Raw genomic sequence first — 15,312 nt, 5'->3', positions numbered from 1 at the left:
GCGGAGCAGCTCAAGGCAGTTGTCGATGCTCTTCGCTCCTCCCACCACATGCAGGCCTTCGAATTCGAGCCACCGCATGTAGCTCTCTCTCACAGAGTCGTGGTCGTCGAACATGAAGATGCGCGGCTTTGCGGCTTCCTCAGCCATAGTAACCGTCCCGCTATGCACGGCGCGCCCCAAAACCCGGGCAGTCATGAAGCAGGAGGTCGTGCCCTTAGCCTCCGAGCAAGACTTTTGGCGGCGACCAGGAAGACTCCCTGGCCTGGGGTTAGGGGGAGCAGCTTGCCGTCGACTCTGAAGATTCCTCACGGCCTTCTGCTCGAGCTACCGCAAGGGCTCTTTCAAGCCTCGAAGCAAAACATAGCTTCCCTCATGGCCTGCAGAGCTACCGACGGCCACATCTGCGCCGTGTGCAACGCCAAGAGCACCTTCCGGCCTCCACTCTGGCGCAATATAGAGAAAATCCGCCAAGCTGTCAAGAGTTTTCTCCCCTGTCATCGCTGCCTGCAAACACGTTCGTGCCGAGACCAACTCTGTTCTTAGCAAAGCCCTGCCAGCGCGGGGCGTTTCGAGCGGAGCCAATTGACTCCACGGCATTGCGGGGCGCACGGCACAGATTCCTGCCGGCGCCAGGAGTTTGTCGAGCGCTCGCTATCGGCAAAACATCGCGGCCCTCCGAACATGGGCGTCTTTTCTTCTTGACTTCCAGAGGAAAATTCATTATCTTGTGGCACGAGCGGCGTTTGGTTCCATTGCGCCGCAACTGCAAAGCCCCAAGCGGAGGACCTTGGGTGGTCAGAAGAGCTTCCGTCAGGAAAGTGTCGGCAACAAGGGGGCGAAACGCTGACATGTCGTTCTTTAGAAAACTGGACTCAACAGCCCCCTTGGAGCCACGCTACTTTCTCCCTGACCACTCGAACTCCCGAGTTCTCACCAGCGTCCCCGTCACATTCCACCTACGAGCGAGGGATTTATGGCAAGACAACAGCGACACGGCGAAAAACTAACCTGCTCCGGCTGGCAGCTGGGCGCGTTGGTCGCCCTGCGCATGCTCATCGGCTGGCACTTTCTCTACGAGGGGCTGGCCAAGTTGCTCAATCCGTACTGGTCGTCGTCCGGCTATCTGCTGGAGGCGAAGGGCTTCCTCTCCGGGTTCTTCACCTCCATTGTGGCCAACCCGACGGCACTGCGCGTCGTCGACTGGCTCAACATCTACGGCCTCATCGCCATTGGGCTGGGGCTCATCGTGGGCTGTCTGACCAGGCCAGCAGCCATTGCTGGCGCAGTGTTGCTCCTGCTCTACTACCTCTGCAACCCGCCCTTTGTCGGCTTCAAGTATTCCGCGCCGACCGAGGGAAGCTATCTCATCGTCAACAAAAACCTCATCGAGTTGTGTGCGCTCGTGGTACTGGCGCTTTTCCCCACCGGCAGGATTTTGGGCTTGGACCGACTGCTGTTCGGTCCGCCGCGAATTGTTGACCCACAACATGCGTGAAAACAGGAGAACGCTCCATGCCTGAGAAGAACGTCCGAAAAGGCGAGCCCCAGGAGCAGCAACCCCAGGCAGGTCGGGGCATTGGCAGACGCGAGGTGCTCAAGGGTTTGGCTTCGGTGCCAGTGTTGGGGCTCTTTGTCTACGGCCTGCTCAAGAAGCGCTCGTTAGATGAAAGCCGCCGTGCGCAGATTCTGTCGGAGCTCGGTCTGGGCGAGGCGCCTGCAGTGCTGCCCAAGACCACCGGCAAGAAGGCAGGCGAACTGATCCGCCTCGGCATCATCGGCTTCGGCGGCCGCGGCGAGGACCTGATCCGTGCCGCAGGCTTTGCCCACCCCGACTGGGTAGAGCAGAAGCGCCGCGACGCAGAAAGGAACAAGTTGGACAAGTGGCTGGAGGACTGGCTCAAGCAGGAAGACCTCAACCTCGCGCTGACCGCCGTGTGCGATGTGTTCGACGTGCGCGCCGAGCGCGGCTTGGCCGCCTCCAAGAACGAGGTGCGGCCTGGAGGAGCTGGCGCGCCCTTGGCAGGAGCCAAGCGCTACCGCCACTACCAGGAGCTGTTGGCCAGCAAAGACGTGGATGCGGTCATCATTGCCACGCCTGACCACTGGCACGCACAGATGGCCATCGATGCCGCCCAGGCCGGCAAACACGTCTACTTGGAAAAGTGCATGACCCGCACGGAAGAGGAGGTCTACCGGCTGCACGAGGCGGTGACGCGCAGCGGCATCGTCTTCCAGCTCGGCCACCAGAACCGCCAGCAGGCCACCCACGCCAAGGCGCGGGAGATCGTCCAGAAGGGGATCTTGGGCCCCATCACCCTGGTGGAGACCACCACCAATCGCAACTCGCCGGGCGGTGCCTGGGTGTACGACATCCACAAGGATGGCAGTCCCCAGACCATCGACTGGGAGCAGTTCCAGGGGCCGGCGCCGCACAAGGTGCCGTTTAGCTTGGAGCGCTTCTTCCGCTGGCGCTGTTGGTTCGACTATGGCACAGGCCTCTCCGGAGACCTGCTGTCGCACGAGTACGACGCCGTCAACCAGATCCTCGACCTCGGCATTCCCCACTCGGCGGTGGCCTCCGGCGGCATTTACTTCTACAAGGACGGCCGCGACGTGCCAGACGTCTTCCACGTGGTCTTTGAGTACCCCGAGCGCAACCTGACGCTCATTTACAGCGCCACACTGGCCAGCAACCGCAATCGCGGCAAGGTCTTCATGGGGCATGACGCCGCCATGGAGGTTGGCGGCGTTCTGACCGTGACTGCCGACTATGAGTCCACGCGCTTCAAGAAGAAGATTGAGGAGGGGATCATCGACCCCTCGCTGCCGCTCTTCACCTATCACCCGGGGGCCAAGGGCATCGATGCGGTGACTTCGGCCAGCGAGCAGTACTTCGCCTCGCGGGGGCTCCTGTACACCTATCGCGAGGGCAAGCGGGTGGACGTCTCCCACCTGCACATCAAGGAGTGGTTAGACTGCATTCGCAACGGCGGGCAACCCAGCTGCAACATCGAGCGCGGGTTTGAGGAGGCCATCACCTGCCACATGGCCACCAAGTCGTATTTGGAGGGACGCAAGGTCTTCTGGGATCCGGTCAAGCGGAGAATTGTCTGAGGGCCGACCACGAGAAGAGTCAGCACAGCGGAGGGCTCCATGTCGACGAAGACACGACTCGGCATCATGATGTTCCTGCAGTACGCAATCTGGGGGGCGTGGGCGCCAGTTCTTTCGGAATATCTGATGAACCAGCTCGGCTTCACCGGCGTGCAGGTGGGGTGGATCTACGCGGTGCTGCCGCTGGCAACGATTGTGGCACCTTTCCTGGGTGGCCAGGTTGCCGACCGTTGGCTCGCTTCTGAGAAGGTGATCGCCATGCTGCAGTTGGCCGGCGGCGTGTTGCTGCTCGCCATGTCACGCATCACTTCCTATGGCACCCTGCTACCGCTCATGTTCCTCTATTGCCTCCTCTATGCGCCGACGCTGGCCATCACAAACTCCATTGCCATGATCAACTTGGAAAGCTCCGAGAAGGAGTTCGGCCGCATTCGCGTGTGGGGCACCATCGGCTGGATTGCCGCCGGGTGGCTCCTGGCAGCGTGGCGCTACGCTGGGCAGAGCCTCATGCTGCGCGGCGATACGCTCTTCTTAGCCGGCATCTTCTCCCTCATCATGGGACTGCAAGCCTTTAGCCTGCCGCACACGCCGCCGAAGAAGGAGGGCGTCAACCCCTTCGCCTTTCTCGAGGCGCTGAAGATGCTGCGCGACAAGAACTTCCTGATTTTCGTGAGCATCACCTTTGTGGTGGCCACGGAGTTAGAGTTCTACTACATCCTCACCGCGCCCTTTTTGCAGTCGCCGGTCATCGGCCTGCCGGCCAAGTCGATCTCTGCAGTGATGACCATTGCGCAGGTGGCGGAGATCTTCGTGATGGCCTTCCTCCTTTCCCTCTTTCTGGAAAAGTACGGCATGCGCAACACGCTGGCCATCGGCGCGTTGGCGTGGCCGGTTCGCTACATCATCTTCGCCATCGGCACGCCGGCCTGGTTGGTCATCGCCTCGTTGGCGCTACACGGCTTCTGCTATGTGTTCTTTTTCACGGCGGCCTTCATCTACGTGGACAAGGTGGCGCCCAGCGACATCCGCGCTTCGGCGCAGAGTCTGATCGCCATCATCGCCTTAGGACTGGGGCGCTTCATCGGCAGTCTCTTTGCCGGCTGGATCAAGGATACATTTACGGCGGCAGGAGTGACCAACTGGCGGGCAGTGTTCCTGGTGCCCTGTGTGCTGACCATTCTGTGTGCTCTGGCCTTTGTGCTCTTTTTCCGCGAACAGCGGGAGGCGGGCAAGGCGCAAGCGACGACGTGACAGGCAAGCAGAAAGTGAGGTGAGCATATGGAAGTGACCAGGCTGGGGGTCGGAATCGTCGGGGGAGGATTTGTGGGGAGCTTCCACATCCGCTCGTGGGTGGGGGTGCGCGATGCCGACATCGTGGGCATCGTGGACAAGAACCGCAAGACGGCGCAGGCAGCGGCCTCTTTGGCCAAGAAGCTGCGGGTTGGCGATGCTAAACCGTACAAGACCATCACCGACATGGTGGCGGACCCGGCCATTCACGCCATCTGGATCTGCATCCCCAACTATGCCCGCCTGGAGGTGATGGAGGAAATCGTCCATGCCTTGGAGACCGGCAAGGGGGAGCTGATCGGCGTGGCCTGCGAAAAGCCCCTGGGGCGCACCGTGGCTGAGGCACGCAAGATGCGCGACCTCGCCCGAAAAGCCGGCCTGTTGGATGGCTACCTCGAAAACCAGATCTTTTCCCCGAGCGTGGTGCGGGGAAAACAGATCGTCTGGTCCCGAGGGGCGGCTATCGCTGGCCGGCCGTATCTGGCACGGGCCGCCGAGGAGCACAGCGGACCGCACATGCCGTGGTTCTGGGAAGGCACCTTGCAGGGCGGCGGCGTGCTGAACGACATGATGTGCCACTCCGTGGAAGCGGCGCGCTTCATGCTCACCCCGCCAGGGGCGCCGCGCAGCGTGCTCACGCCGGTCAAGGTGACCGCCCACACCTCCTGCCTGAAATGGCAACGTCCCGAGTACGTCCGTCACCTGAAGAAGTACAGCGAGGGCAAGTTGGACTACCGCCGCCGTCCTGCCGAGGATTTTGCCCGGTCGCTCATTGAGTACCACGACGAGCACGGCGAGCCGTTGATTGTCGAGACCACGACCTCCTGGTGCTATGTCGGCGCCGGCCTACGCCTGAGCATGGAGCTCTTGGGGCCAGAGTACTCTTTGGCCATCAACACCCTCGAATCCGGGCTCCGGGTCTTTTTCAGCCGTAAGGTGAAAGGCGAGCAGGGCGAGGACCTTGTGGAAAAGCAAAACGCCGAGATGGGCTTGATGCCGGTGGTGAGCAACGAAGAGAGCGAGTACGGCTACGAGGCGGAGAACCGCCACATGGTGCAGTCGTTCTTGGCAGGCAAGCGGCCCATGGAGAATTTTGACGACGGCCTGAATGTGACCGAGTTGCTCATGACCGCCTACATGAGCGCCGAACAGCAGAAGACGCTCTCCTTCCCGCCGCCAGGACTGGACACATTCGTCCCGGCGGTAGCGCAAGGCAGGTGGAATCCGCGCAAGGTATAGGCCCGCTACCTCGTGCGGCAACCAGACAACCCTCATTCTTGAGGATGGACATCATGTTGCGAACACTGTGTGCTGCTCTGCTGCTGGCAAGCTGGGTGGGGTGCGCCACGCGCACGCCGGCGCCTCCTCTGGCCGTGCAGTGCTGGACGTTTAGGGCTTTCACGTTCATCGAGGCGCTGGACCGGATTCGGGAGCTGGGCCTCTCGGCAGTTCAGGCCTACCCAGGACAACCACTTGCTGCCGACCTGCCCGGGGCGGTCTTTGACCACCACATGTCGGAGGACCAGCTGAGTCTTGTGGAAAAGGCGCTCGCCGAGCGCGGCCTGCGCCTGGTGGCCTACGGCGTGGTCGACCTCGGCCAGGACGAGGAGGCCGTGCGGCGGGTGTTCGATTTTGCCAAGAGGCTGCGCATTCCCACCGTGGTCGCCGAGCCTGAGTTCGACGCCTTGCCGTTGGTAGAGCGCATGGCGAAGGAATACGACATCCGCGTGGCCATTCACAATCACCCGGCGCCGTCGCGATACGCGCACCCCGAGACCCTCCACGAGCAGATCCGCGAGCGCGACCACCACTTAGGCGCCTGCGCCGACACCGGTCATTGGCTGCGCAGCGGAGTGGTGCCAGTGGAGGCCCTACGTCTGTTGCGCGGCCGCGTCCTGGACGTGCACCTCAAGGACCTCAATGCCTTTGCCACGCGCGACGCCATTGACGTGCCTTGCGGCCAGGGCAAGGCGAATATCCGCGCGGTGGTCTCTGAGCTGCGGCGCCAGGGGTACGACGGCTACCTGTGCATCGAGTACGAAAACGAAGCGCAGCGCGACGATCCCTCGCCGGCTGTGCGGCAGAGCATTGCATTTCTCAACGAACTCGGCTGCCGCTGAGGCTGAGCGTTCGGCATCGTGCGGAGGTAGGATTCAGCATGAAGGGACATCGGTTTTGCCTGATCGGCGCCGCCGCGGGGATCCTGTGCCTTGCCGCCTGCGGGAACCAGCAATGGGTCACGCTGTTTGATGGACGCTCCGTGGACGCCTGGCGAGGCTTTCACCGCACGACATTCCCCAGCGAAGGCTGGGCCGTGGAGGGCGGAGCGCTGAAGACCATTGTCGGCGGCGAGCATGTGGACATCATCACCAAAGAGACCTATCGCAATTTCGAGTTAGTGCTGGAATGGAAGGTGGCCCCCGGGGGCAATAGCGGCATCTTCTACCGCGTGAGCGAAGAGGCCGATGCCGTCTGGCAGTCTGCTCCGGAGATGCAGGTGCTGGACGACGAACGCCACCCAGACGGCCGCGACCCGAAAACCTCCGCTGGCGCCCTGTACGGGCTCATCGCCCCGCAGGGTAAGCGTCTCCGCCCGGCGGGAAAGTACAACCAGGCGCGCATCGTGGTGCAGGGCAGCAGGGCAGAGCATTGGCTGAACGGCGCAAAGGTGGTGGCCTATGACCTGGCCTGCGACTCCCTGCGGCAACTCATCGCGCGGAGCAAGTTCAAGGACTACCCCTGGTTTGCCTTGGCAAGAGAGGGGCACATCGCCCTCCAACATCACGGCGAGGAGGTCTGGTACCGCAACATCAAGATCCGCCGCCTACCAGAGGAACAGAACGTGCCCCCCGAGGGGTTTGTCGCCCTGTTCAACGGTCGGGATCTCACCGGGTGGAAAGGCCTGGTGGGCAATCCGCTCACGCGCGCGCAGATGAGCCCGGACGAACTGGCTCAGGCACAAGCCGCGGCTGACGACACCATGCGCGCCCACTGGCGCGTAGTGGACGGCGTGCTGGTCTTCGACGGCAAAGGCAGCCACCTCTGCACTGCCCGCGACTATGAGGACTTTCAACTCCTGGTCGACTGGAAAATCGAGCGGGAGGGGGACAGCGGCATCTACCTGCGCGGCTCCCCCCAAGTGCAGATCTGGGACGCAGGCCGCCATCCGGAAGGCTCAGGAGGGCTGTACAACAATCAGGTGCATCCCAGCAAGCCTCTGGTCTGTGCAGACCGCCCGGTGGGGCAATGGAACACCTTCGACATCACCATGGTTGGCGAGCGGGTCACCGTGTTCCTGAACGGAAAACTCGTGGTGGACAACGTGGTCATGGAGAACTACTGGGACCGCGCGCAGCCCATTTTCCCCTCTGGGCAGATCGAGCTCCAGAGTCACGGCACCAAGCTCTACTTCCGCAACATCTTCATCCGGGAGATCCCCCGGCCTGGGGAGTGGCGCCAGCTCTTCAACGGCACCGACCTCAGCGGCTGGGTCGGGGCGACCGACGCCTACTATGTGCGCAATGGCGCCATCGTCTGCCCCAAGGGGGTCTATGCGAACCTGTACACTGCCGACGAGTTCCAGGACTTTGTACTGCGCTTTGAGTTTCGGCTCACGCCCGGGGCCAACAACGGCCTTGGCATCCGCGCGCCTCTGCAAGGCGATGCCGCCTACGAGGGCATGGAATTGCAGATTTTGGATGACGCCCATCCAGCGTACGCGGCCATCAAGCCGTATCAGTGCCACGGCTCCATCTACGGCGTGGCGCCGGCCCTGCGCGGCCATCTGCGCCCTGCCGGCGAGTGGAACGTTCAGGAGGTGAAGGCACAAGGTCGTCAGATAAGCGTCGTGCTCAACGGGGTCACCATTGTGGACGTGAATCTGGATGAGCTGATCGCCGCCGGCACCCCGGATGGTCGCCCCCACCCAGGCTTGCAGAGGAAGCGGGGACACATCGGCTTCCTGGGGCACGATGCCCACGTGGAATTCCGCAACATCTGGCTAAAAGAGCTGTGAACAGGTGAAGCAAACCGGTGGCGCGTTTGCGAACGAGCACGGCATTGGGATTAACCAAAGGAGGAGCTGACTCATGCTAACGCGATGCAGACACACGGCGTACCTGGTCGGTGCGCTTGTCCTTTTCTGGGCAACACCGGCCGTGTACGCCCAGGAGCTCAATTTGGAGGACCAGGTCATCGAGCACACTCTTGACAACGGCTTGAGGATTCTCATGGTAGAGCGCCACGAGGTGCCGCGCGTCGTGTGCCACATCTACTACCGGGTCGGCTCCGTCAACGAGCGACCCGGTATCACCGGCATTTCCCACTTTCACGAGCACATGATGTTCAAAGGAACGCGCACCATCGGCGTCACGGACTTTGCAGCGGATGACGCCTTGAACCGCCAGATCGATAGCCTCTACCACCTCATCTATCGCGAGAAGTACTGGAAGCGGGACGGCGACCAGGCCAAGATCAAGCAATGGGAGGCGCAGGCCGACAGCCTCATGAAGTACGAGAAGCGCTACATCATCAAGGACGACCTCTGGGAGACGTACATGAAGAACGGCGGCACTGGCCTCAACGCCTCCACTGGTCAGGAGATTACCGGTTACTACGTCACCTTGCCCTCTAACAAGGTGGAGCTACAGATGTGGTTGGAATCCGACCGTATGCTCAACCCCTACTTCCGCGAGTTCTACTCGGAGAAGGAAGTGGTGCGCGAGGAGAGGCGCCTCAGCGAGAATAGCCCCGGCTACTTCTTCCGGGAGCAGCTCAATGCCACCTTCTGGGCCGCCTCTCCGTACGCCTGGAGCGTAGTTGGTTGGGACGCCGACCTGCAGAAGCTCACCAAGCAAGACATGATCGAGTACAATCGCCGCTACTACGTGCCGAACAATGCGGTGGCCGTGTACGTGGGAGATATCAATCCCCAGGAGATTATCGCCTTAGCGGAGAAGTACTTTGGGCGCGTGCCGCGCGGACCCGATCCGGAGCCGGTGCGCACCACCGAGCCCAAGCAGTACTGCGAGAAGCGCGTCTATGGCGAAGCGGAGGCGCCCCCTTCGGTGACCATCATGTACCATGTGCCGCCAGCCGGGCATCCGGACGCAGAAGTGTTCCGCGTGATCAGCGGGCTCATGAACGGCACCACCGGACGGCTGTACAAGAAACTCGTCAAGGAGAAAGGGATTGCTGTGGAGGCATCCGCTTTCGGCGGCGGCATGATGTACGACGGCCAGTACTCGTTCAGCGGCCGCCCCAAGTCGGAGGCGGGCCACACTCCGGAGGAAGTGGAACAGGCCCTGTACGAGGAGATCGAGCTCCTCAAGAAGGAGCCTGTGCCGGAGTACGAGCTGCAGAAGGTCAAGAATCAGACCGAGGCGAACTTTATCCAGAGTCTGCGTTCCACCTACGCACTGGCAGCGCGCCTGGGCCGTGCGGAGTTAGGCCTCGGTTGGCGCGACCTGCAGAAGTCCTTGGAGCGCATGAAGGCGGTGACTGCCGAGGACATCATGCGCGTCGCCTCTACCTACTTCGTCAAGGACAATCGCACGGTGGGCATTCTTTATCGGGCCGCCCGCACGCCACAAGGCAGGCGCCCCAGGTAGCCTGGACGACGAAGGCCCATCGCCCCAAAGGAGGAAGCTCATATGAGACGCTTGTTGACTATTGGCCTGTTCGCGGTGGTGGCGCTCTCCATCACCACCGCCACCGCCCAGATTCCGCAGCACCCCTCTCAGCTTTCCTTTCGGCCGCTGCACTTTGAGCCTCCCAAGGCCAAGGACTATCGCACCGTGCTCACCAACGGCATGGTGGTCTACATCATGGAGGACCACACCCTGCCGACGGTGGACATTCAGGCCACCATCCGCACCGGAAGCCTCTATGACCCGCGCGACAAGGTAGGGCTAGCGCGCATGGCAGGCGAAGTGATGCGCACCGGCGGCACGAACAACATTAGCGGCGACGACTTGGATGAGCGCCTTGCCTTCCTGGGCGCCTCGATACGCACGATGATCGGCACTACCTCTGGCAGCGCCAGCATGTCGTGCTTAGCACGCGACAGAGACGAAGTGCTCAAACTGTACGCCGACGTGCTCATGAACCCCGCTTTCGCCGAGGACAAGATCAAGCTCTACAAGGATGAGGCGATCGAGAGACTGAAGACCAAGAACGATCAGCCGCGCGCCGTCTTGGAAAGGGAGTTCCGGAAGCTCCTCTACGGCGACCACCCCCTGGTGTGGGAGCAGACAAAGGCCTCCATCGAAGGGATCACCCGGCAGGACCTGTTGGACTTTCACCATACCTACTTTGTCCCGAACAACATCATATTGGCGGTGGCAGGGGATTTTCAGCGAGAGGAGATGTTGCAGAAGTTAGAGGAGGCGTTTGCCGGGTGGCAGCGCCGCCAGGTGACGCTCCCCCGCATCCCTGAAGTGGTCGCCAAGAACCGTCCGGGCGTGTTCATGATCCAGAAGCAGATCAACCAGGGGTACGTGAACGTGGGCCACTTCGGCATCAAGGACACCAATCCCGATGTCTTTGCCATCAACGTGATGAACTTTATTCTTGGCGGCGGCAGCTTCACCTCGCGCATCACCAGCAAGGTGCGCTCCGATGAGGGTCTGGCCTATAACACGGGGTCGCGTTTCGCCAATGAGCATCTCTTCCCCGGCACGTTCTATGGCTATGTCCAGACCAAGTCCCAGACCGTGTACTACGCCATTTCCCTCATCCTCAAGGAGTTCGAACGGATACGCCGAGAACCGGTGAGCGACGAGGAGATGGAGACGGCCAAGAATTACTTCCTGGACAGCTTCCCAGATCGGTTCTCCACTGCCATCGGGACGATGAGCACCTTTGCCTCCTTGGAATACGACGGCTTCCCGCTCGACTATTTGGACACCTACTGCGCCAAGATCCGGGCGGTCACCAAGGAAGATGTGCTGCGCGTGGCGAAGAAGTACATCAAACCGGGCGAGATGACCATCATGGTGGTGGGTGACATCGAGGCGTGCAAGAAGGGGGACGAGAAACATCCCGGCACCTTGGACCAGCTGGGCCGCATTACCGAAATCAAGCTGCCCGACCCACTCACCGGCCTGTAGACCCGCGCCGACTGCACAGGGGACAGCCCTTGCCGGCTGTCCCCTTTTCCTATTGTCCATCCGACCCCAGAGCAACCAGAGAGGCTAATCGATGGAAAGCCGGAGCGAACCGCGCGTGGCAGAACGACGCCCACCACTTCTTGTCGCGCTCATTCCCATCGTAGCGATGATGGCCTTGCTGGTCATCGGCTACGGGATCTATCGCATCGTCCCTCAGGTGCTGCTCATCGCTGCCGCACTGCTCACCGGTCTGCTCGGCACCATCCTGCGCTTTCGCTGGGAGGACATGCAAAAGGGGATTGTGGAAAGCATCCACAAGGCGCTGCCCGCGATGCTCATCATGATTTGCGTGGGCATCCTCATCGGCTCGTGGATTGCCGCAGGCACCATCCCGATGATCATCTACTACGGCCTCAAGCTCATTTCGCCGAAGATCTTTTTGGTCACCGCCTGCTTTGTGTGTAGCCTCACCTCGCTGGCGACAGGCACCTCCTGGGGCACGATCGGCACGCTGGGCGTGGCCTTCATGGGCATCGCCACAGCGCAAGGCATTCCGGCAGGACCGGCTGCCGGGGCCATTGTCGCCGGCGCGTATTTTGGCGACAAGATGTCGCCCTTCTCTGACGTCACGAATTTGGCGCCTGCGGTGGCGGCGTCCAACCTTTTCGATCACATCAAGCACATGATGTATTCAGCAGTGCCGGCCTGGTTGCTTGGCTTTGTCGTCTATTTCGTCGTCGGTCTGCGCTATGGCACCACCACCGCCGAATCGGAGACCATGCGGCTGATCATGGAGACGTTGCGCCAGCACTTCCGCTTCCACGTGCTGCTCTTGCTCCCGCTGGTCGTGGTCTTTTATTTTGCGGCCGCCAAGAAGCCCGTCCTGCCGGGGATGCTCTTCTCCGCCTTGGCCGCCGGCGCGTTGGCGGTCATCTTCCAGGGAGCCTCAGTGCCCGAGGTCGCGCAGGCCATGGACACCGGCTACAAGTCGGCCACCGGCGTGGCAGAGGTGGACAGACTCATCTCGCGCGGGGGCATGATGAGCATGATGGGCGTGCAACTGGTGGCGTTCACCGCTTTTAGCTTCGGCGGTATCATGCAGCGCACCGGGCTGCTGCAGGTAATCTTTGACCACATCAAGGGCCTCACCGCGCGCGTGTGGAGTCTGGTGGCGACCACCGCGGCCAGCGCCATTCTGACAGCCATGGTCACCGGCAGTTCCTACCTGTCGATGATCGTACCGGCTGAGCTGTTCGCCCCGGTGTACCGGCAGAAGGGCCTGGCGGCCAAGAACCTGTCGCGGCTCCTTGAAGAGTGCGGGGCCATCGTCGTGCCCCTCATTCCGTGGAGCATGGCCGGGGTGTACGTGACCGGCACCATCGGCGTGTCGCCCTTCCAGTACCTGCCATGGGCGGTGCAGAACTACGCGGCAGTGCTGATCCTGGTGGTGTTCGGCTTTACCGGCGTGACGATGGCGCCCAGAGTGCGGGATGATGAGACGCAGGTGGGAAGCTGAGGTTTTCTGCCTCGCCACGCACCTGCCAAGGCGAATTTAGAAGCCTAGGCGCTCCAGCCGCTCTTTCTCGGTAAGCTCATGGCCTGTTGCCAGGTCTATGGCCACGCAAGCGCCGTTCTTCATCAGCGTAGCCACTTTGCCTGCCGCGTGTGGATTGCCGCAGAGATGTGGCGCATCGAGAATGCCCACCTGTACGGCGCGCGCCAAGTTCTCGGGGTCCGACCACGGGTCGTCCACGTGGTGCGAAGGCAGCGCGCGGATTGCCTCGAGCAGCAGCTTGGCATCGGCCAAAAGTTGCTCTTTCCGCTCAACGACCAGCGGGGATTCCGTGGTAGGCAGAGCGCCCAAGCTGTGGTTCTGGATCACGCCGCGCACAATTGCTGCGCTCTCGATAATCTCCTCTGGCGTGGCCGCATGATGGCCCTCGCAGAAAGCGACCACGTGCACGATGTGGGGCTCCAGCGCCAGCTGGTAGAAGGTGGAGGCGGCAAGTTGGCCTTTTGCCACATCGGCTGCCGTGCTCATGCTCGCCAGCCCGGTGCGCGTCTGGCGGACGCTTACGAAGCCGTCGTCATGCAGCGACTCGATGAGGGCCACTTTGGCCAGCATTTTGGCAAGATCCATGGGCGCAGAGGTGCCCGGCGGAGTATTGAACATGTACTGCGCCACGTAGTGGCGGGCCCCGGCTTTTTTGGCATTGTATGCCGCCAAGAATGCGGTTGCCACGGCCACACTGTCTGGCGCCTCGCGCAGGCTCCAGTGGTGCGCCTCGTTCACTTCCAGGGGGATGCCATGACTGGCGTACCAGCGCATAGCCTCCTGGTTTTCCCGAATGGCGTCCGGAAGAGCCCGATCAGAGCGACCGTCCAGCACGTTGTACCAGAAAAGTGGCACCGCGCCCCAGGCCACGTTGATGGTCTCCGCCAGCATCTCCGCCCAGCGCACCAGGTCGCGCGTGCCGGCGTAGCAGCGCAGCAGCGGGTAGTTGCCGCAGCGGGTGGCCTCGTAGATGGCACGCAGGTCCGCCGGCGTTCGCAATGGCACTCCGCCCGCGCCGTCCAGCTCCGGTCGCATCTCCTCCTGGCGAAAGAAACTCTGTTGGGCGTTCTGGTCTGGCGCGATGGACAGAACATCAATAGCGCCGGCCATGGCAAGCTGGCGGGCTCCAGCGATAGTGGCCCTCAGGTCGGGCAGCCCAAAGTGGTGCCGCAGAATCGGCGACGGCGCGCTGGCGGCGATGCGCCCCATGAGCGTCTGCGGCGGTTGGCCGGCCACAGTTTTGCGAGTTGTCTTTGCGAAAAAAGCCTCCACTTCCTCGCTTGTCGCCTCGCCAAAAACGGCGGTAAACAGGCCGCTGCGCCGTGCCACCTCTGCCGCTGGGGGCGTGCCGCCAAAGAGCCAGACCTTATCCTGCCACCTCCGCCTGGTTATGAGCTCCCGCAAGGAAGCCAGAAGGGGCTCTAACGTCTCTGCCGTCAGGCGATAGCTCACCGCAATCGCCTGGGGCTGATGGCGGTCAATCTCCTGCTCCAGGCGCTCCACCCCTACCGCAGCGCCCAGGAAATACGTGTCGTAACCGTGGCGCTGGGCAATCTTGAGGAAAGAGAGCACGCCGGCCACATGCACGCAGCCGCCTAAGGCCCCGGCGATCATCTTGCGCCCTGCCATCGTTCACACCTCCCCGGTCACTGCCAGCAGCCGAATATCTTTGACCGATTTACCCCGCAAGCCGAGCGAATCGACCGTCCTGCCCTTCTTCCAAAAATCCACTCCCCGCATTAGCGAGGCAAGATGGATGATGGCCTTGATGGTCGGCGTCTCCACCTTCAGCATCTCGCCGATGGAGGCGATGGGCACCAGACTCATGGGCACGTCCTCGTCGATGTAGCGGTGGTGAAGACGGTCCGGCGCTTTGATGCCCACATAGCCCGGGTTGTCGTGCATGGCTTCGTAGAGGTCATCGCCAGTGGCGCTGTAGGCGGTGTACAACCAGTTGCGCGCGCTCATGGCGCGGATGCCCAGCGCTGCAGCAACTTCCAGCCGTTCCTTGTCAATCCGCTCCAACACGCGCGCGACTGACCTACTTGCGCCTTGCACGTAGTATTCAAAGTCCCCGTGCGTCTCCTCAATCCAGGCGGCATTCAACACGGTCAAGGCAGGGTGGAAGACTGCGCCGATGTTGTCGAAACTTGTCTTGAAGACATTATCACCGGGCACAAATTGCGGAAAGGCGCGGTTGATGACCTTCAGCACACCGGGGATCCAGTAGGCGGGGAGCGTGGC

General features: G+C 61.9%; 12 protein-coding genes. 9 read left to right on the top strand and 3 right to left on the bottom strand.

Annotated features, from left to right (window positions below; genetic code table 11):
- A partial coding sequence (locus H5U38_02705; GenBank protein ID MBC7185923.1) for a hypothetical protein occupies positions 1 to 147 on the bottom strand: 147 nt, incomplete at its 3' end.
- A gap of 826 nt (positions 148 to 973) precedes the next feature.
- Here H5U38_02705 and H5U38_02700 point away from each other — a divergent pair.
- The 9 genes from H5U38_02700 to nhaC all read left to right on the top strand — a co-directional run bounded on the left by H5U38_02700 (position 974) and on the right by nhaC (position 13,029).
- Complete coding sequence (locus H5U38_02700; GenBank protein ID MBC7185922.1) at positions 974 to 1,495, top strand: DoxX family protein; 522 nt, start codon at positions 974 to 976, stop codon at positions 1,493 to 1,495.
- 17 nt (positions 1,496 to 1,512) lie between these two features.
- On the top strand, positions 1,513 to 3,114 hold the full coding sequence (locus tag H5U38_02695; GenBank protein MBC7185921.1) for a Gfo/Idh/MocA family oxidoreductase: 1,602 nt from the start codon (positions 1,513 to 1,515) through the stop codon (positions 3,112 to 3,114).
- 39 nt (positions 3,115 to 3,153) lie between these two features.
- Positions 3,154 to 4,365 carry an MFS transporter gene (locus H5U38_02690; GenBank protein ID MBC7185920.1) on the top strand — a complete coding sequence of 404 codons (1,212 nt, stop codon included), beginning with the start codon at positions 3,154 to 3,156 and terminating at the stop codon, positions 4,363 to 4,365.
- Between the two features lie 27 nt (positions 4,366 to 4,392).
- Entirely contained in the window at positions 4,393 to 5,643 is a 1,251-nt protein-coding gene (locus tag H5U38_02685) for a Gfo/Idh/MocA family oxidoreductase (GenBank protein MBC7185919.1), read from the top strand.
- A 53-nt stretch (positions 5,644 to 5,696) separates the two neighbouring features.
- Positions 5,697 to 6,524, top strand: a complete 828-nt coding sequence (locus H5U38_02680; GenBank protein MBC7185918.1) for a sugar phosphate isomerase/epimerase — start codon at positions 5,697 to 5,699, stop codon at positions 6,522 to 6,524.
- Positions 6,525 to 6,562: 38 nt separating this feature from the next.
- Entirely contained in the window at positions 6,563 to 8,419 is a 1,857-nt protein-coding gene (locus tag H5U38_02675) for a DUF1080 domain-containing protein (protein MBC7185917.1), read from the top strand.
- A 73-nt stretch (positions 8,420 to 8,492) separates the two neighbouring features.
- On the top strand, positions 8,493 to 10,013 hold the full coding sequence (locus H5U38_02670) for an insulinase family protein (protein ID MBC7185916.1): 1,521 nt from the start codon (positions 8,493 to 8,495) through the stop codon (positions 10,011 to 10,013).
- Between the two features lie 42 nt (positions 10,014 to 10,055).
- Positions 10,056 to 11,513, top strand: a complete 1,458-nt coding sequence (locus H5U38_02665) for an insulinase family protein (GenBank protein ID MBC7185915.1) — start codon at positions 10,056 to 10,058, stop codon at positions 11,511 to 11,513.
- 115 nt (positions 11,514 to 11,628) lie between these two features.
- Entirely contained in the window at positions 11,629 to 13,029 is a 1,401-nt protein-coding gene (gene nhaC, locus H5U38_02660) for a Na+/H+ antiporter NhaC (GenBank protein MBC7185914.1), read from the top strand.
- A gap of 36 nt (positions 13,030 to 13,065) precedes the next feature.
- Here the strand turns inward: nhaC and H5U38_02655 are convergent, their stop codons facing one another.
- Together H5U38_02655 and H5U38_02650 are read right to left on the bottom strand one after the other, a co-directional pair.
- Positions 13,066 to 14,697 carry a cobalamin B12-binding domain-containing protein gene (locus tag H5U38_02655; GenBank protein MBC7185913.1) on the bottom strand — a complete coding sequence of 544 codons (1,632 nt, stop codon included), beginning with the start codon at positions 14,695 to 14,697 and terminating at the stop codon, positions 13,066 to 13,068.
- A gap of 3 nt (positions 14,698 to 14,700) precedes the next feature.
- Positions 14,701 to 15,312, bottom strand: a 612-nt coding sequence (locus tag H5U38_02650; protein ID MBC7185912.1) for an NAD/NADP octopine/nopaline dehydrogenase family protein, incomplete at its 5' end; no start/stop codon positions are given.

The organism is Calditrichota bacterium, assembly GCA_014359355.1.
GTDB lineage: Bacteria > Zhuqueibacterota > Zhuqueibacteria > JANLFK01 > Oleimicrobiaceae > Oleimicrobium.
Note: the sequence above shows the minus strand (reverse complement) of the source record. Positions and strands in the feature narration are given on the sequence as shown.